The sequence below is a fragment of the Kitasatospora sp. NPDC001527 genome (assembly GCF_040298605.1).
Lineage (GTDB): Bacteria > Actinomycetota > Actinomycetes > Streptomycetales > Streptomycetaceae > Kitasatospora.
The window spans coordinates 46,615-71,716 of record NZ_JBEPAM010000025.1; the positions used below are offsets into that span (position 1 = coordinate 46,615).

General features: G+C 73.2%; 18 protein-coding genes. 11 read left to right on the forward strand and 7 right to left on the reverse strand.

Features of this window, described 5'->3' with window-relative positions; all coding sequences use genetic code 11:
- Positions 1 to 218: 218 nt before the first annotated feature.
- The 3 genes from rpe to ABT238_RS22345 all read left to right on the forward strand — a co-directional run bounded on the left by rpe (position 219) and on the right by ABT238_RS22345 (position 3,126).
- Positions 219 to 902, forward strand: a complete 684-nt coding sequence (gene rpe / locus ABT238_RS22335; RefSeq protein WP_350567050.1) for a ribulose-phosphate 3-epimerase — start codon at positions 219 to 221, stop codon at positions 900 to 902.
- A gap of 164 nt (positions 903 to 1,066) precedes the next feature.
- Positions 1,067 to 2,026, forward strand: coding sequence for a pirin family protein (locus tag ABT238_RS22340; RefSeq protein WP_350779982.1), 960 nt, complete (start codon positions 1,067 to 1,069; stop codon positions 2,024 to 2,026).
- Between the two features lie 515 nt (positions 2,027 to 2,541).
- Positions 2,542 to 3,126 (forward strand): TerD family protein, encoded by a 585-nt coding sequence (locus ABT238_RS22345; RefSeq protein ID WP_350567055.1) that lies wholly within the window; start codon positions 2,542 to 2,544, stop codon positions 3,124 to 3,126.
- 124 nt (positions 3,127 to 3,250) lie between these two features.
- On the opposite strand, the gene ABT238_RS22350 is transcribed toward ABT238_RS22345, so the two are convergent.
- Complete coding sequence (locus tag ABT238_RS22350; protein ID WP_350567058.1) at positions 3,251 to 3,859, reverse strand: TetR/AcrR family transcriptional regulator; 609 nt, start codon at positions 3,857 to 3,859, stop codon at positions 3,251 to 3,253.
- A gap of 130 nt (positions 3,860 to 3,989) precedes the next feature.
- Between ABT238_RS22350 and ABT238_RS22355 the strand changes: the two genes are divergently transcribed.
- Positions 3,990 to 4,637 (forward strand): peroxiredoxin-like family protein, encoded by a 648-nt coding sequence (locus ABT238_RS22355; protein ID WP_350780039.1) that lies wholly within the window; start codon positions 3,990 to 3,992, stop codon positions 4,635 to 4,637.
- A gap of 252 nt (positions 4,638 to 4,889) precedes the next feature.
- Here the strand turns inward: ABT238_RS22355 and ABT238_RS22360 are convergent, their stop codons facing one another.
- Positions 4,890 to 5,648 carry a helix-turn-helix domain-containing protein gene (locus ABT238_RS22360; protein ID WP_350567063.1) on the reverse strand — a complete coding sequence of 253 codons (759 nt, stop codon included), beginning with the start codon at positions 5,646 to 5,648 and terminating at the stop codon, positions 4,890 to 4,892.
- A 454-nt stretch (positions 5,649 to 6,102) separates the two neighbouring features.
- On the opposite strand from ABT238_RS22360, the gene ABT238_RS22365 reads away from it, so the two are divergent.
- From ABT238_RS22365 to ABT238_RS22380, 4 genes are all read left to right on the forward strand, one after another.
- On the forward strand, positions 6,103 to 6,900 hold the full coding sequence (locus ABT238_RS22365; RefSeq protein ID WP_350567066.1) for a TIGR03084 family metal-binding protein: 798 nt from the start codon (positions 6,103 to 6,105) through the stop codon (positions 6,898 to 6,900).
- A 77-nt stretch (positions 6,901 to 6,977) separates the two neighbouring features.
- Positions 6,978 to 8,288: an ABC1 kinase family protein gene (locus ABT238_RS22370; RefSeq protein WP_350567069.1), complete on the forward strand. Its 1,311-nt coding sequence runs from the start codon at positions 6,978 to 6,980 to the stop codon at positions 8,286 to 8,288.
- Between the two features lie 104 nt (positions 8,289 to 8,392).
- Positions 8,393 to 9,460, forward strand: a complete 1,068-nt coding sequence (locus ABT238_RS22375; protein ID WP_350567072.1) for an SDR family NAD(P)-dependent oxidoreductase — start codon at positions 8,393 to 8,395, stop codon at positions 9,458 to 9,460.
- Between the two features lie 42 nt (positions 9,461 to 9,502).
- Positions 9,503 to 10,204, forward strand: a complete 702-nt coding sequence (locus ABT238_RS22380) for a maleylpyruvate isomerase family mycothiol-dependent enzyme (RefSeq protein ID WP_350780143.1) — start codon at positions 9,503 to 9,505, stop codon at positions 10,202 to 10,204.
- Positions 10,205 to 10,246: 42 nt separating this feature from the next.
- Here ABT238_RS22380 and ABT238_RS22385 read toward each other — a convergent pair whose 3' ends face one another.
- The 5 genes from ABT238_RS22385 to ABT238_RS22405 form a co-directional block, all read right to left on the reverse strand.
- Positions 10,247 to 11,086 (reverse strand): helix-turn-helix domain-containing protein, encoded by an 840-nt coding sequence (locus ABT238_RS22385; protein WP_350567077.1) that lies wholly within the window; start codon positions 11,084 to 11,086, stop codon positions 10,247 to 10,249.
- 279 nt (positions 11,087 to 11,365) lie between these two features.
- Entirely contained in the window at positions 11,366 to 12,403 is a 1,038-nt protein-coding gene (locus ABT238_RS22390) for a carboxymuconolactone decarboxylase family protein (protein WP_350780195.1), read from the reverse strand.
- Between the two features lie 259 nt (positions 12,404 to 12,662).
- Complete coding sequence (locus tag ABT238_RS22395) at positions 12,663 to 13,541, reverse strand: SDR family NAD(P)-dependent oxidoreductase (protein ID WP_350567082.1); 879 nt, start codon at positions 13,539 to 13,541, stop codon at positions 12,663 to 12,665.
- Positions 13,538 to 14,173 carry a carboxymuconolactone decarboxylase family protein gene (locus ABT238_RS22400; RefSeq protein WP_350567084.1) on the reverse strand — a complete coding sequence of 212 codons (636 nt, stop codon included), beginning with the start codon at positions 14,171 to 14,173 and terminating at the stop codon, positions 13,538 to 13,540. The genes ABT238_RS22395 and ABT238_RS22400 overlap by 4 nt, the downstream gene beginning before the upstream one ends.
- Positions 14,174 to 14,407: 234 nt before the next feature.
- The gene (locus ABT238_RS22405) at positions 14,408 to 15,955 is read right to left on the reverse strand and encodes a GMC family oxidoreductase (protein WP_350780267.1); all 1,548 of its coding nucleotides are present in this window, start codon (positions 15,953 to 15,955) and stop codon (positions 14,408 to 14,410) included.
- A gap of 277 nt (positions 15,956 to 16,232) precedes the next feature.
- Between ABT238_RS22405 and ABT238_RS22410 the strand changes: the two genes are divergently transcribed.
- The 3 genes from ABT238_RS22410 to ABT238_RS22420 are packed head-to-tail and all read left to right on the forward strand — an operon-like array spanning position 16,233 to position 25,101.
- Positions 16,233 to 18,215 (forward strand): FG-GAP repeat domain-containing protein, encoded by a 1,983-nt coding sequence (locus ABT238_RS22410; RefSeq protein WP_502884291.1) that lies wholly within the window; start codon positions 16,233 to 16,235, stop codon positions 18,213 to 18,215.
- Entirely contained in the window at positions 18,212 to 19,228 is a 1,017-nt protein-coding gene (locus ABT238_RS22415; protein WP_350780288.1) for an enediyne biosynthesis protein, read from the forward strand. The genes ABT238_RS22410 and ABT238_RS22415 overlap by 4 nt, the downstream gene beginning before the upstream one ends.
- Positions 19,225 to 25,101 carry a type I polyketide synthase gene (locus tag ABT238_RS22420; protein WP_350567092.1) on the forward strand — a complete coding sequence of 1,959 codons (5,877 nt, stop codon included), beginning with the start codon at positions 19,225 to 19,227 and terminating at the stop codon, positions 25,099 to 25,101. Before ABT238_RS22415 ends, ABT238_RS22420 begins: the two co-directional genes overlap by 4 nt.
- The last annotated feature ends 1 nt before the right edge of the window (position 25,102 follow it).

Sequence of the window (25,102 nt, forward strand, 5' to 3'; positions counted from 1 at the left end):
TCCGTACAGGCTGATGACCACGGCGGCGGTCACGATAACCCTGCCCGGGGTGTGATGACGGTCACGGGGAGGTCTCGGTGGTGACGCGCGGCCGACGGCGCACGAGATGATGGCCGGGGTGCGCGCCCCGCGCGTCCGCTCCCTCGGCACGATGGCGCGAAGCAAGAAGCAAGAAGCAAGAAGCACGAAGCACGAAGGCAGAAGAGGTAACAGGCCCCATGGCGCAGATCAACCCCAGCATCCTGTCCGCGGACTTCGCCCGGCTCGCCCAGGAGGCCGAGGCCGTGCGGGGCTCGGACTGGCTGCACGTCGACGTGATGGACAACCACTTCGTGCCGAACCTGACCCTCGGCGTGCCGGTCGTCGAGTCGCTGGCCCGGGCCACCGACATCCCGCTCGACTGCCACCTGATGATCGAGGACCCGGACCGCTGGGCCCCCCAGTACGTCGAGGCGGGCGCCGGCTCGGTGACCTTCCACGTGGAGGCCGCCGCCGCGCCCGTCCGGCTCGCCCGCGAGATCCGGGCCAAGGGCGCCCGCGCCTCGATGGCGCTCAAGCCGGCCACGCCGATCGAGCCCTACGAGGACCTGCTGCCCGAGCTGGACATGCTGCTGATCATGACCGTCGAGCCGGGCTTCGGCGGCCAGGCGTTCCTGGACATCATGCTGCCGAAGATCCGCCGGACCAGGCAGCTGATCGCCAAGCACGGGCTGGAGCTGTGGCTGCAGGTCGACGGCGGCGTCTCGGCGAGCACCATCGAGCGCTGCGCCGAGGCGGGCGCGGACGTCTTCGTCGCCGGTTCGGCCGTGTACGGCGCCGAGGACCCGGCCCGGGCGGTCGCCGGGCTGCGCGCGCTCGCCGAGGGCGCGACCGCCGACGCCTGGTGGGCCTGCGGGCACTGAGCCCGCGCGGGACGCGGCCGGGGACCAGGGCGGGACCCGGCCGGGCGGTTCCGGGTGGAGGATCGCCGCGCCCCGGAGGAGGATCGTTGCGACGACCCCCTCCGGCCGCGGGATCCGGGTCCCGCGACCTTCCCCGGCCCGACGCGCACGGCGGTGACCGCCCCATGAGCAACCTCGACGTCAAGCCCGCCCCGACCACCTGCGGCGGCGAGCCCGGCACCGGCCCGGTCCGGGACCTGCTGCCGGCCCGTCAGGTGCGGCTGGGGGAGAGCACGGTGGTGCGCCGCCTGCTGCCCAGCCTCGGCCGGCGGATGGTGGGCGCGTGGTGCTTCGTGGACCATTACGGTCCGGACGACATCGCGGACGAGCCGGGCATGCAGGTGCCCCCGCACCCGCACATGGGTCTGCAGACGGTCAGCTGGCTGCACGCCGGTGAGGTGCTGCACCGCGACAGCCTGGGCAGCCTGCGGACGGTGCGCCCGCGCGAGCTGGGCCTGATGACCTCCGGCCGGGCGATCTCCCACAGCGAGGAGTCCCCCCGCCCGCACGCCCGATTCCTGCACGGCGCCCAGCTCTGGGTCGCCCTCCCGGACGCCCACCGCCACCGCGAGCCCGCCTTCGAGCACCACGCCGAGCTACCCACCGTCACCGCCCCGGGCCTGCACGCCACCGTCATCCTCGGCACCCTCGACGGCGCCACCTCCCCGGGCACCACCCACACCCCCCTCGTCGGCGCCGACCTCACCCTCACCGCCGGCACAGGCCTGCGCCTGCCCCTCGACCCCGACTTCGAGTACGCCGTCCTCACCATGTCCGGCACCACCGACGTCGACGGCGTCCGCCTCGGCCCCGGCTCCATGCTCTACCTCGGCACCGGCCGCCGCGAACTCCCCCTCCACGCCCCCACCGACGCCGCCTTCCTCCTCCTCGGCGGCGAACCCTTCGCCGAGAAACTCGTCATGTGGTGGAACTTCATCGGCCGCACCGGTGACGAGATCCTCCAGGCCCGCGACGACTGGGAAACCGGCACCCGCTTCGGCGAGGTCCACGGCTACGACGGGGCCCGGCTGCGGGCTCCGGAGCTTCCCGACATCCCCCTGAAGGCCCGAGGACGGGTGCGCTGACGCGGGAGGACGCTGCGAGGACGGCTGCTGCCTCCTCGGCCGCTCCCGTGCTGCCGTGACCGGGGGCGGCCGGAGAGGCGTCCCCGCGGTCCGGCGGGTCGGGCAGCGGGCCGGCGCCGTGACGGCTCGGCAGGTCGGCGCCGGGGAGTGGGTGACCGCCACGGGGGAGTTCGTCCCCGGTGGAGACGGGGGCTCGGGCGGACGGGACGGCGGCGGGTATTGTGCTGAGGAAACGGTGTCTGCCCTGGTCGGACGATGTGCCGCCCACTCGGCGGGTTCGCCCCGGCGGTGGTGGAGTGCCGCGAGCCGGTCACACCGGCGAACTATGTCCGAGTCCAACAGCGCAGAGGATGTCAGGTCGGCACCGCACAACGTCGTACGCGAAGTCCGTCGCCCGGGGTCACCCGGTGAGCGGGCCGGAACCGCCGGCTGCCGCTCGTGCCCCAGGTGAGCCGATGGGCGTCGCACCAGGCAGACTCGAATCCGCAACAGTTCCCCCACCGAGAGGACCGCGCATGATCACGCTGACGAAGGAAGACGGCCCGGCGGATCTGGACGGGGTGACCCACCTGTCCATCGGGGTTTCCTGGGATCCGACCGCAGGGAGCAGCGGCGGGCTGCTGGGCAAGATCCGGCAGAAGCAGGGCACCGACCTCGACCTGATCGCCATCGCCATGCAGGGGGCCGAGCCCGTGCGCCTCGCCGGCCTGGATTCGCTGGATCCTCTGGGGAACGGCTCACTGGTCCACAGCGGTGACAACCAGACGGGGCACGGCGACGGTGACGACGAGACGGTCACCGTCGAGTTCGCCCGGGTGCCCGCCAACATCACCGCGATCGTGTTCGTCGCCGCCGCGTACAAGAAGCGCAGCGCCTTCCAGAACGCCCGCAACATCAGCTTCAAGGTCTACGACGCGACGGGCGGCAGCAGCCAGCAGGTCGCGGACATCTGGCCCAGCATGCTCACCAACGACAACGGCTGCGCCGTGGCCAAGGCGATACGGGCGGGCGCGGGCTGGAAGCTCCAGGTGATCAACGAGACGGGGAAGATCAAGCAGGGGGACGAGAAGGACCTGATGCGCTTCGCCGTGAGCAAGTAGCGCGGGCCGGGGCGCGCCGGCGGCGGGGATCCGCGATGAGTGTCGCGGTGTCGCCGGTGGTGTCGCCGCCCCGGCGCCGGCGGGCCTCCGGCGGACGACTGCCCCTGCGGTCGTCCGCCGGAGCTCAGCCGTCGCTGCAACGCTCCGGGGCCCGGAACGCGGCGATCGCCGCCGTGACGGTGGCCCGCAGCTCCCGGGCGTCCGCTCCGGCGCGGGAGCGCAGGTTCACCCCGTGCGCCAGCAGGGCCAGGACGTCGGCCGCGGAGTCCGGATCGGCGCCCTCGGCGAGCTGGCCCTGCCGCTGCGCCGACACGAGGGCGGTGTGCAGGGCGGCGCGCAGGTACCGGTGCTGCCGGTCGAGGACGGCGCGCACCGCGGGGTTGCCGTTCTCGGTGCCGGCGTGGGCGTTGGAGACCATGCAGCCCCACTGGGCGAACTCGCCGGTGCAGCGCCTCTCGATCAGCACGGCGAAGAACTCGCCGACGGCCGGCAGGCCGCGGTCGTCCTCCTCCAGGCGGCCGAGAAGGGGCCGCGACCGCTCCCGGACGTAGCGTTCGAGCGCCGCGCGGTAGAGCTCCTGCTTGCCGCCGAAGGTCGCGTACAGACTGGAGCGGCTGAGCCCGGTGGCGTCGACGACGTCCTGGACGCCGGTGGTGGCCACGCCCTGCCGCCAGAACAGCCGCATCACGGTGTCCAGCGTCGCGTCCGGATCAAAGTGCTTGACGTCCGCCATGCTTCACCACCTGTCTTGGACCGATGATTCCAAGATATCCGGCCGCACCCTTGACCGGGAGACGCGGGTTGCCATTATCTTGAAACGAACGTTCCAAGATGGCATTCCGAGATTACCGCGGGAGAGATCCATGAGCGTCAACACCGAGCTGCGCGCCTTCTTCGAGAGCCGCCGGCAGCAGATCCCCGCCGAAGTCGGCGCCGTGATGCAGCGGGCGGCCCGGGAGCTGGCCGACTCCGGCCAGGCGGACCGGGCGCTGACCGTCGGTGCGAAGGCGCCGTCCTTCGCCCTGCCCTCGGCCACCGGCCGGAGCGTCGAGCTGGCCGAACTGCTCGCGGACGGCCCGGTGGTGCTGACCTTCTACCGCGGCGCCTGGTGCCCCTACTGCAACATCGCCCTGCGCTCCCTGCAGCGGCACCACGACGCCATCGCGGCCCGCGGCGCCCGCCTGGTCGCCGTCTCGCCCCAGAACCCGGACGAGTCCCTGTCGTACGCGGAGAAGAACGAGCTGGCCTTCGACGTGCTGAGCGACCTCGGCTGCGGCACCGCCGTGCAGTACGGCCTCGCCTTCGACCTGCCGGACGACCTCGCCGCCGTCTACGCCCGCGCGGGCATCGACCTGGACCGCTTCAACGCGGGCCACCCGCGGACGCTGCCCATCCCGGCGACCTACGTCATCGACCGCTCGGGCGCCATCCGCTGGGCCTTCGTCGACACGGACTACACCACCCGCGCCGAGCCGGCCGACATCCTGGCCGCGCTCGACGGGCTGGGCTGACGGGCCGGGCTGACGGGCCGGGCTGGGCTGAGGGCCGCTCGGCTGGCGGGCCGGACCGACGGGCGCTGGGCGCGAGCCGTGTCGCGGACTCGCGCCGGGCGGGCACCCGGCCGGGAAGTCCTCGGCCGAGTGCCCGCGGGGAGGGCGAGGGTCCCGGCCGGGTCCGGACGGGACGGCGTGGGTGAGGCCCCCTGCCGAAGGGACGCCTGTCGTGGGGTGGACGGGGGAGATCCATTCGGCTGCGGGGGACGGCTAGCGGGTCGCGGCGTGCGTCAGGCGTCTGGAGCCGTCGAGTTCCGGCACGGCCAGCAGGATCGGCATGTCGAACGGGGTCACCTCGCGGAGCTGGACGTCGGCGACGTAGGCGCGGCCGCCGCGGGCCCGGACCGCCCAGCCCGTGCCGAAGAGCCTGGGCAGGCGGATCTGGTTCCGGGGGGAGTCGTCGTCCATGGCCACGGCGGCGGCCCGGATGAACCACAGGCCGTCGGGGACGTGCAGGCGGAACGGGCGGTCCTCGTCCAGGATGTCGCAGGCCTGCGGGTAGCCCTCCACGATCGGGGTGTTGAACGCGCCCACGTAGACCCGGACCGGGCCGACCTCGGACGGGAAGAAGAGCTGTCCGGTGACGGAGGACAGGCCGTGGCCGGTCCCGGCGCCCGGCGGGGTGAGCGGCGGCAGGTCGTCCTCCTGGGCCAGCGCGCGGTAGCGGGTCGGCGCGACGCCGACGCTGCGGGTGAAACGGCTGGTGAAGGTGCCCAGGCTGTTGTAGCCCACCCGGTAGGTGATGTCGGTGACGCTGTCCGGGGTCTCCAGTAAGTGCCGCTTGGCCATGAAGATCCGGATCGCGGTGAGGAACCGGCCGGGTGACGTCCCGGTCAGTTCATTGAACATCCGGCAGTAGTGAAATTTGCTGTAGGAAGCAATATCAGCAAGCTGCTCGAGGGAAATCGGATCCGCGTGATTCTGCCACATGGCGTCTATACTTCGCTCAATCGCCGCAGCAATGGCCATCCGGATCTCCCTACCTTGGGCTCGTCGGTATCTCGCATGCCATATCTTGGACCGGTGACGCTCGGATCCTCGTGGGATCGCGGGCCGGTCTCCCCGGCGCGGCGCAGGCGGTGTGTCCCTGTCCACGCGGGGTGAGCGCCGCAAGGCTCGACGTCCTCGCGGCTCCCGGAACCGGCGCGCTTCTCCCATTCTCGTCGGAACCGGCCGGGCGGTGACTCGGCCGGGTTTTGGCGCAGACACATCGTTTTGCCAACGCGTGACTCTCGCACCTTCTGGATTGCGGTGTGGGCCGGTTGTCGACAATCTGCCCCGGGCGGCGGAAACCTATACGTCCCTGAATGTCCAGTGCCGGATGCGACCGGCACGCACGGAGAAGCCCGCCCCTGGGACGCGTCCGGAAAATGAATGTGAGCGATCGGGTTGAAAACGCTTCAACAGGGAAGGGAATGCCGACATGACGGCAATGAACGACGTCTGCGCCGACCTGGCGACGGAAGGGGCCGAACTCGCCCGACTGGTGGCCGGCCTGTCGCCGGAGCAGTGGTCCGCGCCGACTCCGGCCGCGGGCTGGACGGTCCGGCACCAGATCGCGCACCTGGCGCTGGTCAGCCACCTGATCGACCTCGGGGTGCGCGACCCGGCCGCCTTCGAGGCCGAGACCGCGCCCGTCCGGGGGGACTTCGAGAGCGGCATGGCGGCCCGGCTCGCCGAAGGCCTCGCCGAGCCCGTCCCCGACCTGCTGCGCCGCTGGGCCGAGCGGCGCGCCGCCGCCGAGAAGGGGCTCGCCGCCACACCCCGGCGCGAGCCGGTGCCCTGGCTGGACGGCCCGCTGCCGGCGAGTGTGCTCGCCGCGGTGGCGCTGATGGAGGTGTTCGCGCACGGCCAGGACGTCCACGAGGCCGTGGGCGTCCCGTACGTCTTCACCGACCGGATCGGCCACATCGCCTTCCTCGGCACCAGGACCCGGGACCTCGCCTACCGGGCCCGCGGCCTGGAGCCCCCCGCCGAGCCGTTCCGGTTCGAGCTGACCGGCCCGTCCGGCGTCTCCTGGGCCTTCGGCCCCGAGGAGGCCACGCAGCGGATCGGTGGCCCGGCCGCCGACTTCTGCTTGCTCGTCACCCGGCGCAGGCACCGCGACGACCTCGCGCTGACCGCCGTCGGCGCGGCGGCCGACCACTGGCTGGGCATCGCCCAGACCTACCTCGGCCCGCCCGGCGGGGGCCGCGACCGGATTGAGCAATATCGCGTATAGATCGGCCGGTCGGCGGGCTGGTTTCCTCGCTGTCGGGCCGGTTCGGCCCGCCCGACAGCGAGAGACCTGGAGGTGCCGTGCCGGAACAACGGACGCGTTGGTGGCTGCTGGTCAGACGAGCCGGCGCCACCGCGTCGATCGTCGCCGGACACCTGATCGCCGCCCTGCCGCGGCTGGCGACCCGCGGCGGCCGGGCCCGGCTCGCGGAGCGGGCGCCGCGGCTGCTGACCGCGCTCGGCCCGTTCTTCGTCAAGGCCGGGCAGCTGGTCAGCACCCGCCGCGACCTCCTCCCGGAACACTGGTGCGACGCGCTCGCCGAACTGGCCGACGAGGTGCGCCCGCCGCGTCGCGCCGCGGTGGCCCGCACCCTCGCCGAGGCCGGACTCACCGACGCCTTCGCCGAGTTCGAGTGGGAGCCGGTGGCCTGCGGCAGCATCGCCAGTGTCCACCGCGCCCGGCTCGCCGACGGCACCGAGGTGGCCGTCAAGGTGCAGCGGCACGGCATCCGCCCGGTGCTGGAGGCCGACCTGCGGCTCGCCCTGCTCGGCGCCCGGGCCGGACGGCTGCTGCCGAGCATGCGGGACCTGCCCGCCGAGGAGATGATCGGTCAGCTCGGCACCGCCGTCCTCCACCAGCTGGACTTCACCGCCGAGCGCGAGTCCCTGCAGCTGCTGCGCGCCAACCTCGCCGGCCACACCGACCTGCGGATCCCGGCACCGATCGAGGGTCTGTGCGGGCCGAAGGTGCTCACCATGGAGTTCGTCCCCGACATCGGCCGCTTCCGGCCGCTGGGCATGACCGTCGAGCGCCGCCAGGAGGTGGTCCGCGACGTGCTCCACGCGGTCTACCTGATGCTCTTCGTCGACGGGCTGGTCCACTGCGACCTGCACCCCGGAAACCTCTGTCTGGACGGCGAGGGCCGGGTGGTGGTCCTCGACGCCGGGTTCGTGGTGCGCCTGCCCGACGCCGTCCGGCGCTCCTTCGCCGGCTTCTTCCTCAACATGGCGCAGGGCAACGGGCCGAAGTGCGCCGACATCGTCCTGGACAGCGCCGCGCGGCTGCCCGGGGACCTCGACCGCGAGGCCTTCCGGACGGCCGTGACCGACCTGGTGGACGAGGTCGCCGGAGCACTCTCCAAGGACTTCGAGCTCGGCGCCTTCGCGCCGCGCCTGTTCAAACTCCAGCGGGACTTCGGGGTGTTCGCCGCGGCGGAGTTCGCCTTCCCGCTGCTGTCGCTGCTGGTGCTGGAGGGAATGATCAAGGAGTTCGACTCCGAGGTCGACTTCCAGGCCGAGGCCGTTCCGGTGCTCATGGCCTCCTTCGCCAAGGACGTCCAGGTGGACTCCGCGCGCCGCCCCGGCTCCGCCCCGGGCGAGCGCGTCGGCTGACCGGCGCCCGCCCGAATCACCTGGACCGCCCGAATCACCCGAACCGCCCGAACCACCGGAACCAACCGCCCCGTCACGCCAGTCCGGCAGCAGAGGAGTCACAGGTGTCCGTGGCCGCAACGAACGGTCGATCCGCCGGGCTGGTCGCCGTGACCGGCGGGACCGGCTTTCTCGGCTCGCACACCGTCGCCGCCCTGGTGTCCGCGGGCGCCCGGGTGCGGCTGCTGGTCCGCACCCCGGCGCGGGTGGCGCCCGCGCTCGGCCCGCTCGGGGTCGACGCGGGCGCCGTCGGGACCGTCGTCGGAGACGTCACCGACCCGGCCGCGGTGGGCCGGGTGTGCGAGGGCGCCGACGCGGTGGTCCACCTCGGGTCGGTCTACTCCTTCGACCGCAGGCGCCGCGACGACATCGCCCGCACCAACGTGCTGGGCACCGAGACCGTCCTGCGGGCCGCGGTGCGCTCCGGCGCCGGCACGGTGGTGCACGTGTCGACCGTCGGCGCGCTGATCCCCAGCGCCGACCCGGAGCTGCACGCCGGCAGCGCCGTGGGGCGGCCGGCGGAGCCGTACCTGGCCAGCAAAGCGGCCTGCGAACGGGTCGCCCGGCTGCTCCAGGACGAGGGCGCCCCGGTCCGCATCGCCTACCCGCCGGCCCTGCTCGGTCCGCACGACCCCGGGCTCGGCGACCAGACCGGCCGCCTGCGCGACGTGTTGCGCGGTCTCATGCCGGTCTGGCCCACCGGCGGCTTCCCGCTCGGCGACGTGCGGGACACCGCGGCCGCCCTGGCGGGCCTCGCCACCGGGCCGGCGCCGGACTCCCCGGACCGGATCTTCACCCCGAACCACTACCTCGGCACCGCCGACTACCTGGCGGCCCTGCGAGCGGCCACCGGCCGCGCCCTGCCCGCCGCCCGGCTGCCCGGCCGGGCCATGCTCCCGGCGGCCCGGCTCGCCGACGCCCTGCAGCGCGTGTGGCCCTGGCACATCCCGGCCGAGTACGGCGCGGCCTACACCTGCGTCCACGCCGTGCCCGTCGCGGCGGACGCCACGGTCGGCGCCCCGGCGTCCCGGCCGGTCGAGGAGACCATGGCCGACGCCGTCCACTGGATGTACCGTACCGGCTTGCTGACGAAACGTCAGGCAGGTGCGGCGAGCGTACGGACCGCATCATGACGGCGGCACCCACGAGGCGCCCCGGAACCGGAGGAGACGACCGTGACAGCGTCACAGACCCAGCACGACCCGGCGGAGCAGCACGCGGTCTACCGGCGCAGCAGGGAGGCGATAGCCGGCCTGGTGGCGGCGCTGCCGGACCCGGAGGCCGTCGGCGTGCCGGCGTGTCCGGACTGGAGCGTACGGGACCTGGTCGGGCACCTGGTGCACATCTGCGAGTCGTTCGTCGCCCAGGAGGACAGCCAGATCGACAAGGAGCCGCTGACCGGCGTCCCGGTGGCCGAGCTGCTGGAGCGCTGGAACGGGCTGGACGGCGCGCTGCTGGAGGCCCTGGGCCACAGCCCGGAGCTGCGCCGGCGGATCCTGCTGCTCGACGTGTTCTCGCACGAACTCGACCTGCGGCTGATGCTCGACGCGCCCGTCGAGCCGACCGCCCACCCCGCGTTCGACGGCGCGCTGGACCTGTCCACCATGGGCTTCGGTCTGGCGGTGCACGGCGGAGGGCTGCCGGCGCTGCGGATCGAGACCCCCGGGAGGGCCTGGGTGGTGGGTGAGGGCGCTCCCGCGGCGACCGTCAGCGGGGCGGCGGTGGACCTGTTCCGATCGCTGACCGGCCGCCGCACCCGGCCGCAGATCGAGGGCCTGGAGTGGTCCGGCGAGTCGCCCGGGAGGTGGGCGGAGGCGTTCGCCTGGGGCCCGTTCGCGCCGCCCGCGGCCGAGGTGGAGCCGCTCGTCGGGCGCTGAGCGCGTCGTGGGGACGCGGCGAACGGGCGGGACCGCTGCTGCTCAGCGGTCCCGCCCGTTCGCCGTGCGCAGGGCCCCCACCTCCCGGTGGGGGAGGCTCCTCACCTCCCGGTCGAGGAGGGCGCTCGCGTCGCGCAGGGAACAGGCGGGCTGGTGCGGGGAGTCGAGCTCCGGCAGGGCCAGCAGGATCGGCAGGTCCAGCGCGGTGAGCGGGCGGGCGGCCAGCCGGACGGGTGCGTTGTCGTGGCCGTGGCGCACGCAGAGCTCCGGGCCGGAGGCGACCAGCAGCGGCCGCCGCTCCCAGGGCAGCGCCGGGAAGTCGCTCGCGGCGACCACGGCGGCCCGGATGAACCAGACGCCCTCGGGAACGCGCAGCGTGAACCGGCCGGGCCCGTCCAGGATCTCGCAGGCGACGGGGCGTCCCTGCACGATGGGTTCGCGGAACGCGCCGATGTAGATCCGCACGGGACGGCCCGTCTCCGGCGCGTGGATGCTGCCCTGCACCGCGCAGGTGCGGCGGTCGCCGCCGGAGAGCGCCGCGCCGGCGCGCTCGGTCAGGCCGGCCCGCGCCAGCGCCCGGTAGCGCGCGGGCGAGAGGCTGACGCTGCGGGTGAAGCGGCTGGTGAAGGTGCCGAGGCTGTTGTACCCGACGCGATAGGAGATTTCGGTGACGCTGAGATCGGTCTCCAGCAGCATGGTCTTCGCCTGGTGCAGCCGGACGGCCGAAAGGAACCGCCCGGGTGAGGTGCCGGTGAGATTCCGGAAAACCCGGGAGAAATAGAATTTACTGAGGATCGCCGTGTTCGCGATCTCGTCCAGCGAGAGTGGTTCCTCGTATCTGTTCCACATCGTCTCTATCGCGCGTTCAACGGCGATCTGCACGGCATCTCTCCAAGCTCGTCGATGAATCGAGGGCAATCCTCCGGAAACCACCGGTGGCTCCGGCGGTGCTCCTCCGGCCGGTACCGCACCGTTTTCCGGAGGCGAAGCAGGGGGTGTGCGGACATCGATGGAACTGCGTTCCGGCGCGTGGAGAAATCGCCGAATCGGGAGACGTGCGGGAACGCCGGTGGGCCGCCGTGGAGAGGCTTCCCACCGGGTTCCCGCGGAGCGGTTGCGCCGGGAATCCGGTGGTCGGAATCCGGTCGCCGGACGGGGAGTTCAGTCGCCGGACAGGAGGTGCCGAACCCGCCGGCGGGCCGCCCACAGGCTCGCCCAGGAGGTGGCCGCGAGGATCTCCCGGTCGCCCGCGCCGGCCTGCCGGGCGGCGGCGACGACCCGTTCGCCGACCCGGTAGGAGGCCATGGCGGTGAGCAGGGCGAGTTCGCCCACCGGGCGTTCGCCCGGTGGCAGATCTCCCAGCGGGCCGTCCAGCCAGGCCCGGCCGAGGCCGGGGTCGGTGCCGTCCCAGCGGGCGAGTTCGGCGGCCACCACCTTCCGGACCGGGTCGGACACGAGTTCGGCGCCGACCCGGTCGACGGCCGCCGCACTGCGGGCCAGCGCGTCCGCGATCCGCGGATCGCCCGCGGCCCAGTCCAGGTCCGGGGGCAGTGCGGCGGACGGCAGCAGCGACAGCGACGTGCCCGGTGCGGCCTTCGCGCGGACGGACGCGCGCATCAGGCCGGTCAGCACCCGGAGCACCGGTCCGAGCGCCTGGTCAGGGGCGTTCGGCGGCAGCGGCTGCGGACCCAGGAAGACGTTGACCATGCGGTTGAGGTACTGCAGGCACAGCGCCGTTCCGGCCAGTTCCGGGAGCAGCTCGGGCGGGAACGGCGGCCTGCCCTCGGTGGAGATCCACTCCGTCAGTTCCCCGACCGCCGGCCCGGGCCGGCCGGCCCGCCCGCGCGAGACCGGCCGGAGGGACAGCGAGTCGAGGATGGTGCTGTGCATGGTGCTGCAGAACGGGCACTGGTTGCCCGCCGAGACGGCCGCCGCCACCGCCTCCTTGGCCGTCCGGGGGGCGCGGCCCTCGGCCAGCATCGTCTCGCGCAGGGTCACCCAGGACGCGGCGAGCAGCTCCGGGACCGGGGCGTGCAGCGCCACCGGCGGAGCGAGCACCCCGAAGTCCCGTTCCAGCTCCCGGTAGATCCGGGCCGTGTCGCCGGCGGCCTCGCCGAACGACACGGTCGAGACGTGCCGGACCTGAAGCAGGGACAGTCCCCGGAGCGGTGCCTGGACGAGCCGCCGCCCGCCGCTCACGAGTCCGCTCCGGATCCGCTCCGCGGGCCACCGCGATGTGTCGGCTCGCTGTCGCTCGTGGGCATCCGCGGGTCCTCCCCTCGCCTCGTCGGCGTCTTCTGTCGGTGCTTCACCCGATCGTGACATCAGGGTCAGGCTCCTCCTTCTTCGTCCTTGCGCTGTGCCCCGGCCCCGGGAGGACGCCGGAACGGGGAGCCGGGGCCCGCGCAGGCCCGGGCGTGTTTGACGATTCCCGCAAGAGGCGAATCGTCAAACACGCCTAGGGGACCGGGAAGAACGCCCGGACGAAGCGCTCGAACAGCGCGTCGCCGATGGTCCAGCGCATCCGCGGCAGCAGCCGGGACGGCACCCCGATCCGGTACCGGATCCGCGGGTTGTCGCTGGTGACGGCCTTCTCGATGACCTTCGCCACGGTCTCCGCGCGCACCGCCATCCGGCCGCGGCCGGAGGGGTGTTCGGTCTCCCGGTAGGCACCGTGCCAGTCGACGAAGTACTTCCAGAACTCGTCGTACAGGCCGTTCCGTTCCTGCCCGGACATGCCGAGGTCGGCGACCGACATCGGCACGAAGCCGCCGAGCACCGGTGACGGCTCGATCAGCACCACCTTGATGCCGTCCCTGGCCACCTCAAGGCGCAGCGAGTCGCTGACGGCCTCCAGGGCGTGCTTGGTGGCCTGGTAGTAGCCGCGCCCGGGGGTGGCGAACTGGCCGAAGATGGACGACATCATGACCACCCGCCCGCCGCCCTGCTCCCGCATCCCGGGCAGGACCAGCTGGGTCAGCCGGCACAGCCCGAAGAGGTTGGTCTCGAACTGGCTGCGCACCTCGTCGATCGGGGTTTCCCCGATGGTGCCGTTGAGGCTGTACGCCGCGTTGTTGATCAGGGTGCCGACCGCGCCGTGCTCGGCGCCGATCTTCTCCACCGCGGCGGTCATCGACTCCTCGTCGTTGACGTCCAGGTGCAGGACCCGGATGCCCTGGGCGGCCAGGTCGGCCAGCGCCTCGGGGCGCCGGGCGGTGGCGTACACCGGCCAGCCGGCCCGGTGCAGCCGCAGGGCGGCGGCCCGGCCGGTGCCGGAGGACATGCCGGTGCTGGAGGAGGCACCGGTCAGCAGGACCGCGCGCGAGCGCCCGCTCACCTGCCCTCCGCCAGGCGCTCCGCGGAGACGGTGGCGTCCTCCGGCTGCGAGGCGACCCGGCTGCGGGCCACCGAGTTGCCCAGGCCCAGGCCGTCCACCAGGCGGTTGATGAAGGCGAACAGGGCGGCGGTGAAGACCGCCTCCAGCATCTCCTCGTTGCTCCAGCCGGCGGCCTCGGTGGTGGCCCAGTCCTCGTCGGTGATCCGGAAGGCGCCGGTGCCGACCTTGGTGACCAGGCGCATCAGCACCTTGGTGCGCTCGTCGATCGGCAGCTCCTCCACCGAGGGGGAGTTCTCGATCGCGTCGGTCAGCTCCTCGGGGCCGCCGAACTGGGCCAGGAACCAGTTGTGGGTGCCGACGCAGTACGGGCAGCCGTTGACCTTGGAACTCCAGGCGGAGATCATCTCGCGGGTCGCGCGCGGCAGCACGCCGTCGTTGAAGACCCCGCCGTAGCCGGCGATCACGACTTCCAGCAGGTCGGGACGGCTGGAGACGAGCCGGAACATGTCCGGGACGAAGGGGATGCCCATCCGCGACTTGATCGCGTCGTACAGCTCCTTCGTCCGTCCCTCGGCCTCGTTCTCCTCCACCAGCGGAACGCGGACGGTGCTGAGCACATTCGGATCGGTCATGGGTGAACGCCTTCCCTTCGGACGGTGCGGACCGCCCCGCGGGCCTTTTCGAATACCGGGGGAATGCACGGTATTTCTGCCCGGCGGGCGGCGGCGTGGTTTTCCCCATGGTGGCAGGAATTCCGCGGGCTTCTCGTCTCTCAGATTGCCCTGGATGCGGAGGCCCCTGACGCGCCGACGGCCGCCCGGGTGCCTCGCGGGCACCGGGGCGGCCGTCGGGCCGGGAGGGTGGGGTCACTCGGCGCGGAGCCAGTCCGCCAGCCGCTCGCCGATCATGATCGAGGTCAGGTTGGTGTTGCAGTTGACGATGCTCGGCATGACCGAGGCGTCGGCCACGTACAGGCCCTCCACGCCGTGCACCCGCAGCTGCTGGTCCACCACCGCGCCCTCGTCGTCGGCGGTGCCCATCCGGGCCGTGCCGACCGGGTGGTAGCCGCTGTCCAGGCTGGTCCTGACGTACTGCTCGACCATCGCGTCCTTCTCGACCAGCCGGTCGCTCAGCACGATGAACCCGTCGCCCTTCGAGGCGATGCCGGGGTGGTTGGCCAGCTCCCAGCAGGTGCGCACGCCCTCGACCAGCTTCTCCAGGTCGCGGTCGGTGGAGAGGAAGTCCAGCCGGATGTCGGGGCCGGCCGCCGGGTCGGTGGAGGTCAGCCGCAGCCGTCCCACCGACTCCGGCTGCTGGTCCACGACCATCACGCCGAAGATCATCGGCGCCTGGGCCAGCATCTGCAGCTCGGGGAAGAGCGTCAGGTCGAAGTGGTTGACCATGTAGTACTGCAGGTCGTTGAAGTCCGCGGAGCCCTTGGACGTGGTCCGCACCATCGACTGCAGGAACGGCACGTCGTCGGCGACCACGCCGTCCTTGGGCCGCAGGAAGACGCCGGTGCGCGGGTGGTCCTGCAGGTGGGCGCCGACGCCGGGGCGGTCGAGCCGCACCCCGATGCCCAGGCGGGTCAGGTCCTCGGCCGGGCCGATGCCGGAACGCATCAGCAGGGTGGGGGAGTTGACCGCGCCGGCGGACAGCACCACCTTGCGCGCCCGCAGTTCCTCCGGCACCCGGCCCTCGGCCGAGGCCAGCACGCCCACCGTGCGGTCGCCGTCGAACAGCACCCCGTGCACCAGGACGCCCCCGACGACCGTCAGGTTGGGGCGGGCCCGCACGTCGGCGGTGAGGTACGCCATCGCGGTGGAGACCCGGAAGCGCGGGTCACGGCGGTTGGACGGGATCGGGCCGATGCCGGTCGCCTCGGGGTGGTTGTGGTCGGCGACCTCGGGGAAGCCGGCCTCCAGGCTCGCCTCGGTGAAGGCGGCCTGCATCGGCGTCATCTCCTCGGGCCGGAAGCGGCGGATCGGCACCGGGCCGCCGCTTCCGTGGTACCGGTCCGTGAAGTCCAGGTCGTCCTCCAGCCGCCGGTAGTACGGCAGCACCTGCTCGTACGTCCACGCCGGGTTGCCCGCCGCCGCCCACCGGTCGAAGTTCTCCGGCACGCCGCGCAGCGCGATCGTCGCGCCGACCGCGGAGGAGCCGCCGGCGATCTTCCCGCGCGGGAAGATGATGCGCCGGCCGTCCAGGATCTCGGCGCGGAAGCGCCAGTCGTGCTCGTACATCGACATCGCGTTGCCGTCGGTGATGGCGTGCGGAATGCCGGCCGGGTCGGGAAAGTCCGGGCCGGCCTCGACGAGGAGCACGGAACGGCCCGGGTCCTCGCTGAGCCGGGCCGCGAGGGCCGCGCCGGCCGAGCCGGACCCGACGACTATCACGTCATACGTGTGCACCATGGATTAGACCTCGCCAGACGGGGATTCGGTGGGTTCGATCTCCCCCGATTTTCGCCGCCCGGCCGTGCCCGGTCTTCTCCGAGACTGCCCGATCGCGCGGTCCGGGAATTCCGCGGACCGTGTTCGGGGTGCCCTTCGAACCCTGGCAACGTCAGAGAAGCAGGCCTTGCGGACCCGGGACATCCTCAAGTGTCAGGTCCGGTGGCGGGTAGGTGCCGAATTCTTTCACGGCGGCCTCGGACAGCCGATTTATCGTCGCCCACGGGAGGGAATTGGGATGTCGTACCGACGACGATTCCGCAGGATCGTGCCCGGCTTGGTCACCATAGTGGTGGCCGCCTCGATGTTCTTCATGATCCGTACATCGGTGGCGGTCGCGGGCGCCGACGACGCGGCCGCGGCCTACCGGTTCAAGGAAATGCCGATCGCGATGCCGCCGGGCTACGAGTCGCGGCCGATGAACACGATCCGCAAGGTGAACCCGGCCTACGAGAAGATCCGCGCCTGGATCTCCTCGGTCGGTGCCAGCATCGCCATCAACGACGTCACCGGCCACGGCCTCGCCGACGGCATGTGCATCGTGGACACCCGCACCGACGCCGTCGTGGTCACCTGGACCCCGACCGCGCCCGAGGCCGACCGGTTCACCCCGTTCATCCTCGACGGCAAGCCGCTGCCGATGGACGACACCATGGCGCCCACCGGCTGCACGCCCGGCGACTTCAACGGTGACGGCCGCAACGACTTCCTGGTCACCTACTGGGGCCGCACCCCGGTGCTGTTCATGGCCAAGGCCGACGCCGGCACGCCCTCCGCCGAGGCGTACGTGCCGCGCGAGGTCGTCCCCTCGGAGAGCCTCGACGGCCGCTACCACGGGCCGCGCTGGAACACCGACGCCGCGTACGTCGCCGACCTGGACGGCAGCGGCCACCCGTCGATCATGATCGGCAACTACTTCCCCGACTCCGACGTGCTCGACCCCAACGGTCTGCGCAACGTCGAGATGAACGACTCGCTGTCGAGCGCGAAGAACGCCGGCGGCGACCACGTCCTGCGCTACCACTCCTCGACCACCGGAGCCGAGCCGGACGCCCGGTTCGTCGAGGAGAAGGACGCCATCCCGTTCGACGCCTCCACCGGCTGGACGCTGGCCATCGCCGGTGCGGACCTGACCGGCTCCGGCCTGCCCGACGTGTACATCGCGAACGACTTCGGCCACGCGCACCTGCTGCACAACGTCTCCACCCCGGGCCGGATCCGCTTCGAGGAGGCCACCGGCGAGCGCACGCCGACCACCCCGAAGTCCTTCGTGCTCGGCAAGGGCTCCTTCAAGGGCATGGGCGTCGACTTCGGCGACGTGGACGGCAACGGCAGCTTCGACATGATGGTCAGCAACATCACCGTCGCCTGGGGCCTGGAGGAGAGCAATTTCCTCTGGATCAACCGGGCGAAGGACCAGGCCGAGGCGAAGCGGAAGCTCGCCGCCGGCATCGCCCCGTTCACCCAGGAGGCCGCCGACAACGGCGTCGCCTGGACCGGCTGGGGCTGGGACGCCAAGATGGGCGACTTCCTCAACAACGGCCAGCAGAACATCCTGCAGGCCGACGGCTTCGTCAAGGGCGACATCGACCGCTGGCCGTGGCTGCAGGAGATGGCCATGACCAACGACGACCTGCTCTCCAACCCGAAGATCTGGCCGAACGTCGGCCCCGGCGACGACCTGGCCGGCGACGACGTGATGGCCTTCTACGCCCGCACCGAGAGCGGCAAGTTCGCCAACATCAGCAAGCAACTCGGCCTCGACGTGCCGATCCCGACCCGCGGCATCGCCACCGCCGACACCACCGGCCGCGGCGCCCTCGACTTCGCGATCGCCCGCCAGTGGGGGCCGCCGGCCTTCTACGCCAACCAGTCCCCGGCGCTCGGCCGCGACCTGACGCTGCGGCTGTACCGGCCCGCCACCGGCGCCACCGCCGGCCAGGGCCTGGCCACCACCGGCACGCCCGCCTACGGCACGACCGTCCGCATCACCACCCCCGACGGCAAGAAGCAGATCGGCCAGCTCGACGGCGGCGGCGGCCACGGCGGCTTCCGCAGCTTCGACGTCCGCTTCGGCCTCGGCGACCAGAGCGGCCCCGTCACCGCCGAGTTCACCTGGCGCGACGTCACCGGCGCGCTGCACACCAAGACCCAGCAGCTGACCGCCGGGAGCCACACCCTCATGCTGACCGACGACATCCAGGAGGTGGCGGCCCGATGACCGCGACCGACATCGCCGGCGTGGCCGCCCACGCCGTCCGACCCCGCCGCGAGAAGAAGAAGCCCAACCGCGACCCGCGCTACCTCGCCCTGCGCAACTTCGCCATCTCGATGTCCGTCTTCAACATCTTCGGTTACACCCTGCTCGGCTTCGAGCAGCCCTGGCTGTGGCCGCTGATCTGCGCACCGTTCGGCTACGTCGTCGAGATCGTCCTCGAAATGATCAGCGCCTGGGCGCAGGAGCGCACCCCGCGCTTCCGCGGCAACGGCCTGCGCGGCCTGTACGAGTTCCTGCTGCCCTCCCACATCACCGCCCTCGCCGCGAACATGCTGCTCTACGCGAACGACCGGCTGATGCCGATCCTGCTCGCCGTGTTCATCGGCGTCGCCGCCAAGCACGTCCTCCAGGCCCCCGTGTACGGCCGGATGCGGCACTTCATGAACCCGTCGAACTTCGGCATCACCATGGCGCTGGTGCTGTTCGGCTCCTGGGTCAGCATCGCCCCGCCGTACGAGTTCACCGAGAACGCCAACACCTTCTTCCGGATCGCCATCCCGCTGATCATCACCACCGCCGGCACCGTCATCAACGCCATGCTCACCAAGCGCATCCCGCTGATCGTGGGCTGGCTCGGCGGCTTCGTCATCCAGGCGCTGCTGCGCCACTGGATCTGGGACGTGGCGATCTTCTCCGCCCTGGGCCCGATGAGCGGCGTCGCCTTCGTGCTCTACACCAACTACATGATCACCGACCCGGGCACCACGCCGGTCAAGGGCCGCAACCAGTTCATGTTCGGCGCCTCGGTGGCCATGGTCTACGGCGTGCTGATGCTCTTCAACGTCGTCTACACCCTGTTCTTCGCCACCACGCTCGTCTGCGGCCTGCGCGGCCTGGGCTGGTGGGTGGCGCACTTCCGGAACAAGCGCAAGCAGGCGGACGGTGCCTTCGGGGACCGGTCCGTCCAGTCGGCCGCGCCCGAGCGGCCCATGGGCAACGAGGCGGTGGCGGCGTGACGGACAGCCGGTTCCGGTCGGTGAGGAACGGCGACGAGCCGGCCGACCGCGGGCGGATCGCGGTGGTGGGCATGGCCTGCCGCTACCCCGACGCCGAGACCCCCGAACAGCTGTGGCAGAACGTGCTGGCGGGCCGCCGGGCCTTCCGCAGGCTGCCCGACGTGCGGATGCGGGCCGAGGACTACTACTCGCCCGACCCCGCCGCCCCCGACCGCTTCTACAGCGCCAAGGCCGCCGTCATCGAGGGCTTCGAGTTCGACCGGGTCCGCCACCGCGTCGCGGGCAGCACCTTCCGCGCCACCGACATGACCCACTGGCTCGCCCTGGACACCGCCGCCCGCGCCCTGGAGGACGCCGGCTTCCCGTTCGGCGAGGGCCTGGAGGACGCCAACACCGGCGTCGTCATCGGCAACACCCTCACCGGCGAGTTCAGCCGGGCCAACCTGATGCGGCTGCGCTGGCCGTACGTGCGCCGCACCGTGGGCGCCGCGCTGCGCGAGCAGGGCTGGGACGACGACGCGCTGACCGCCTTCCTGGACGGACTGGAGGGCCGCTACAAGAGCGCGTTCCCCCCGATCGGCGAGGACACCCTGGCCGGCGGCCTGGCCAACACCATCGCCGGCCGGATCTGCAACCACTTCGACTTCAAGGGCGGCGGCTTCACCGTCGACGGTGCCTGCTCCTCCTCCCTGCTGTCCGTCTCCACGGCGTGCGACGCCCTGACCGACGGCCGGATGGACGTCGCGGTGGCCGGCGGCGTGGACCTCAGCATCGACCCGTTCGAGGTCATCGGCTTCGCCAAGACCGGGGCGCTGGCCACCGGCGAGATGCGGGTCTACGACAAGGGCTCCAACGGCTTCTGGCCCGGCGAGGGCTGCGGCATGGTCGTCCTGATGCGCGACGAGGACGCCCGCGCCCAGGGCCGGTTCCGCTACGCCACCATCCCCGGCTGGGGCTACTCCTCCGACGGCAAGGGCGGCATCACCCGCCCCGAGGCGAGCGGCCACCGGCTCGCCCTGACCCGCGCCTACCGCGCGGCGGGCTTCGGCATCGAGACGGTCGGCTACTTCGAGGGGCACGGCACCGGCACCGCCGTCGGCGACGCCACCGAACTGCGCGCGTTCTCCGAGGCCCGCCGGGCCGCCGGGGCGCAGGCGCCCGCCGCGCTCAGCACCGTCAAGGGCAACTTCGGCCACACCAAGGCCGCGGCCGGTGTCGCCGGGCTGCTCAAGGCGATCCTGGCGGTCCGCCACCAGGTGATCCCGCCCGCCACCAGCCACGTCGACCCGCACCCCGAACTCACCGGCCCCGAGCCGGCGGTGCGCGTCCCCGACCGGGCCGAGCTGTGGCCCCAGGGCGCGCCGATCCGGGCCGGGATCTCCTCCATGGGCTTCGGCGGCATCAACGCGCACGTCGTCGTCGAGCACGCCGACGGCGTGCGGCGCACCGCCGTGCCCGCCGTGGCCCGCCGGCTGGTCGCCTCCCGCCAGGACACCGAGCTGTTCCTGCTGGACGGCGCCGACCCGGCCGAGCTGCGCGCCAAGGCGGTCCGGCTGGGCGAGTTCTGCGCGCAGCTGTCGTACGCCGAACTCGGCGACCTGGCGGCCACCCTGCAGCGCGACCTGGACGACCGGCCGCTGCGCGCCGCCGTGCTGGCCTCCTCGCCCGAGCAGGCCGTGGAGCGCTTCGCCGCGCTGACCCAGCTGCTGGACTTCGGGACCCGCGCGGCCCTCGCCCCCGCCCAGGGCGTCTTCCTCGGCAGCGCCGGACGGGCACCCCGGATCGGGTTCCTCTTCCCCGGCCAGGGTGCCGGCCGGCGCGGCGACGGCGGGGCGCTGCGCCGCCGCTTCTCCTCCGTCGAGGAGCTGTACGAGCGCCTGGGCCTGCCGGCCGGCGGCGACCAGGTGGCCACCGACGTCGCCCAGCCCCGGATCGTCGCCGCCTCGGTGGCGGGCCTGCGGGTGCTGGAGGAGCTGGGCATCGGGGCCGTCCGCGCCGCCGGCCACAGCCTCGGCGAACTCACCGCCCTGCACTGGGCGGGTGCCATGGACGAGGACACCGTGCTGCGTGCGGCGGGCGCCCGCGGCCGGATCATGGCCTCGGCCAGTGACGGCGGCGGCACCATGGCCGCCCTCGCCACCACCCCGGCGCTCGCCGAGGCGCTGATCGTCGGCGAGCCGGTCGTGATCGCCGGCTACAACAGCCCGGGGCAGACCGTGGTCTCCGGCCCGGTCGACGCGGTCGAACGGGTCTGCGCGCTGGCCGGACGCCAGGGCATCGGGGTGGGACGGGTCAACGTCTCGCACGCCTTCCACTCGCCGGCCGTCGCCCCGGCCGCGGCCGGACTGGCCGAACACCTGGCGCAGGAACGATTCGGCGCGATCGGCGAGGGCCTGGTCTCCACCGTCACCGGCGACCTGCTGCCCGCCGACACCGACGTGGTGGACCTGCTGACCCGCCAGGTCGTCCAGCCGGTGCGTTTCACCGAGGCGCTGGAGGCGATGGACGGGCAGGTGAACCTGCTGATCGAGGTCGGCCCCGGCACGATCCTCAGGTCGCTGGCCGCCGAGATCCTCCCCGGCGTGCCCGCGGTCGCCACCGAGACCGACGCGATGTCGCTGGCCGGGCTGCTCGGCGCCGTCGCCGCCGCCTGGACGATGGGCGCGCCCGTCCGGCACGAGCAGCTGTTCGCCGACCGCTTCACCCGGCCGCTGGAGCTCGACAAGGAGTTCCGGTTCTTCGCCAGCCCGTGCGAGGCGGGCGGCGAGGAGTTCGTGCTGGAGCGCTCCGCGCAGGCCGCGCTGCCGCAGCCGGCCGCTTCCGCCGCCGCTCCCGCGGCCGTTCGCGCCGGGGAGGGCGCCTCCAGCCTGGAGGTGCTGATCAGGCTGGCCGCCGAGCGGGCCGAGCTGCCGGTCGACACCGTCGACCCGGCCGCCAACCCGCTGGACGAACTGCACCTCAGTTCCATCACGGTCGGCCAGATCATGAACCAGGCCGCCCAGGAGCTCGGCATCGCGGCCCCGGCGGTCACCACCGCCTTCGCCACCTCGACGCTCGGCCAGCTCGCCGAGCTGCTGGACGAGCTGGCCGAGCAGTCGCCGGACGCCGGCCGCCCGCCGGCCGCGGCGGCGGGGGTCGGGTCCTGGGTGCGTCCGTTCCTGGTCGACCTGACGGAGACCGTCCCGCCCGCGCCGGCGGCCGGACCGGGCGGCCACTGGGAGGTCTTCGCCAGCGACCGGCACCCGCTGGCCGGGCCGCTCGCCGAACGGCTCGGGGCCGACGGCCCCGGCGGCGGCGTCCTGCTCGCCCTGCCCCGCGACTGCGACCAGCGCCACCTCGGCCTGATGCTGGCCGCCGCCCGGGCCGCGCTCGACCCGGCCCGGCGCTCCGCCGGCACCCGGCTGGTCGCGGTCGGCGACCGCCGGGGCGCGGCCGGGCTCGCCAAGACCCTGCACCTGGAGGCCCCCGACATCCCCGTCACCGTCGTCACCCTGCCGGTCGCCGAGGACCTGTCGGCCGAGGAGGCCGAGCGGATCAGCGCCCGGATCGCCGCCGACACCGCGGCCACCACCGCGTTCACCGAGGTGCACTACGACGCCGACGGCACCCGGCGGGTGCCGGTGCTGCGCGCCGTCGACCTCCGGCCCGACCCCGGGCACCAGGCACTCGGTCCGCAGGACGTCCTGCTGGTCACCGGCGGCGGCAAGGGCATCACCGCCGAGTGCGCCATCGCCCTCGCCGGGGCCGACGGCGCGGCCATCGGTCTGATGGGCCGCTCCGACCCCGCCCGGGACACCGAACTCGCCGACAACCTCGCCCGGATGGCGGCCGCGGGTTTGCGGGTGCACTACGCCCGGGCCGACGTCACCTCCGCCGACCAGGTCAAGGCCGCCGTCGCCGAGATCACCCGGGAGCTCGGCCCCGTCACCGGCCTGCTGCACGGTGCCGGCCGCAACGAGCCGCAGGCGCTCGCCACCCTCGACGAGGCCTCGTTCCGCCGCACCCTCGCCACCAAGATCGACGGCGTGGAGGCCGTCCTGGCCGCCGTCGACCCGGCCGCGCTGCGCCTGTTCGTCACCTTCGGCAGCATCATCGGCCGGGCCGGCCTGCGCGGCGAGGCCGACTACGCCACCGCCAACGACTGGCTCACCGAGCTGACCGTGCGCTTCCAGCAGGACTACCCCGACTGCCGCTGCCTGGCCCTGGAGTGGTCGGTCTGGTCGGGCGCGGGGATGGGGGAGCGGCTCGGCGTGCTGGAGGGCCTGGTCCGCGAGGGCATCGAGCCGATCCCCGCCGACGACGGCGTGGCGCTGCTCGGCCGGCTGCTCGCCACCCCCGGCACCGCTCCGGCGCTGGTGGTGATGGGCCGGGCCGGCGGACTCCCGACGATCAGCCTGGAGCGGTCCGAACTGCCGCTGCTGCGCTTCCTGGAGCGTCCCCAGGTGCACTACCCCGGGATCGAGCTGGTCGTGGACGCCGAGCTCACCGGCGGCGGCGACCGCTACCTGCCCGACCACCTGCTGGACGGCGACCTGCTCTTCCCCGCCGTCCTCGGCATGGAGGCGATGACCCAGGCGGCCACCGCCCTGACCGGCCACCAGGGCGTCCCGGTGCTGGAGGACATGAGGTTCCTGCGGCCCATCGTCGTCCCGGTGAGCGGCGCGACGACCCTGCGGATCGCCGTCCTCGCCACCGCGCCCGACACCGTCGAGGCGGTGCTGCGCAGCAGCGAGACCGGCTTCCGGGCCGACCACTTCCGGGCCGTTCTGCGCTTCGGCGCGGCCCGGCCGGAGGGCGAGCCGGCGCCGGTCACCGACGAGGTGCCGAGGGTGCCGCTGGCGCCCGGCGAGCTGTACGGACCGGTGCTGTTCCAGGGCGACCGCTTCCAGCGGCTGCTCGGCTACCGGGACCTCGCGGCCCGGCACTGCCTCGCCGAGATCGACGACACCCCGCGCACCGACTGGTTCGCCGGCTACCACCCCGGCGACCTGCTGCTGGCCGACCCGGGCACCCGGGACGCGCTGATGCACTCCATCCAGGCGTGCGTCCCCGAGGCGACCCTGCTGCCGGTCAGCGTCGAGCGGCTGCACCTGGCCGACGCCGAGGCCGCGCGCACCGGCCGGCTGCTGTTCCTGGACGCCCGCGAGCGTTCCAGGGACGGCGACAGCTACCTCTACGACCTGGAGGTCCGCGACGAGTCGGGCCTGCCGGTCGAGCGGTGGGAGGGCCTGCTGCTGCGGGCGGTGCGCAAGCAGGACGGCGCCGGACCGTGGCTGCCCGCGCTGCTCGGCCCGTTCCTGGAACGGCGCGTCGAGGCGGCGCTCGGCCACCCCGTGCGGTGCGTGGTGCTGCCCGGCGGCGACGGCTCGGGCACCTCGGTCGACGACCGGCGCCGGCGCACCGCCGAGGCGGCGAGCTGGGCGCTCGGCCGGACCACCGAGGTGCAGCACCGTCCCGACGGCCGGCCCGAACTGGCCGACGGGCGGCGGATCTCCTCCTCGCACGCGGCCGGCGTCACCTTCACGGTGGTCGCCGACGAGACCGTCGGCTGCGACGTCGAGGTGGCCGCCGAGCGGACCGCCGAACAGTGGCAGGGGCTGCTGGGCGCGGACGGCGCGGCGCTGGCCGGGCTGCTGGCCGCCGAGCGCGGCGAGCCGTACGGCACGGCCGCGACCAGGGTGTGGGGCGCGGTGGAGACGCTGCGCAAGGCGGGCCACGCGGTGGCGGCACTCAGCCTGGAGGACGCCTCCGGGCTCCCGGCCGGCTGGGTGGCCTTCCGCGGCGGCGCGCACCGGATCGTGAGCTTCGTGACGGCCCTGGACGGCGTCGCCGATCCGGTGGCCTTCACCGTCCTGACGGGAGGTGCCCGGTGAC

What these genes read in the sequence shown, in the direction of transcription:
- rpe (WP_350567050.1), top strand. Translation starts at nt 219, where the DNA reads ATGGCGCAGATCAACCCCAGCATCCTGTCCGCGGACTTCGCCCGGCTC.
- ABT238_RS22405 (WP_350780267.1), bottom strand. Translation starts at nt 15,955, where the DNA reads ATGGTGCACACGTATGACGTGATAGTCGTCGGGTCCGGCTCGGCCGGC.
- ABT238_RS22410 (WP_502884291.1), top strand. Translation starts at nt 16,233, where the DNA reads ATGTCGTACCGACGACGATTCCGCAGGATCGTGCCCGGCTTGGTCACC.
- ABT238_RS22360 (WP_350567063.1), bottom strand. Translation starts at nt 5,648, where the DNA reads ATGGCCATTGCTGCGGCGATTGAGCGAAGTATAGACGCCATGTGGCAG.
- ABT238_RS22415 (WP_350780288.1), top strand. Translation starts at nt 18,212, where the DNA reads ATGACCGCGACCGACATCGCCGGCGTGGCCGCCCACGCCGTCCGACCC.
- ABT238_RS22400 (WP_350567084.1), bottom strand. Translation starts at nt 14,173, where the DNA reads ATGACCGATCCGAATGTGCTCAGCACCGTCCGCGTTCCGCTGGTGGAG.
- ABT238_RS22340 (WP_350779982.1), top strand. Translation starts at nt 1,067, where the DNA reads ATGAGCAACCTCGACGTCAAGCCCGCCCCGACCACCTGCGGCGGCGAG.
- ABT238_RS22355 (WP_350780039.1), top strand. Translation starts at nt 3,990, where the DNA reads ATGAGCGTCAACACCGAGCTGCGCGCCTTCTTCGAGAGCCGCCGGCAG.
- ABT238_RS22345 (WP_350567055.1), top strand. Translation starts at nt 2,542, where the DNA reads ATGATCACGCTGACGAAGGAAGACGGCCCGGCGGATCTGGACGGGGTG.
- ABT238_RS22365 (WP_350567066.1), top strand. Translation starts at nt 6,103, where the DNA reads ATGACGGCAATGAACGACGTCTGCGCCGACCTGGCGACGGAAGGGGCC.
- ABT238_RS22350 (WP_350567058.1), bottom strand. Translation starts at nt 3,859, where the DNA reads ATGGCGGACGTCAAGCACTTTGATCCGGACGCGACGCTGGACACCGTG.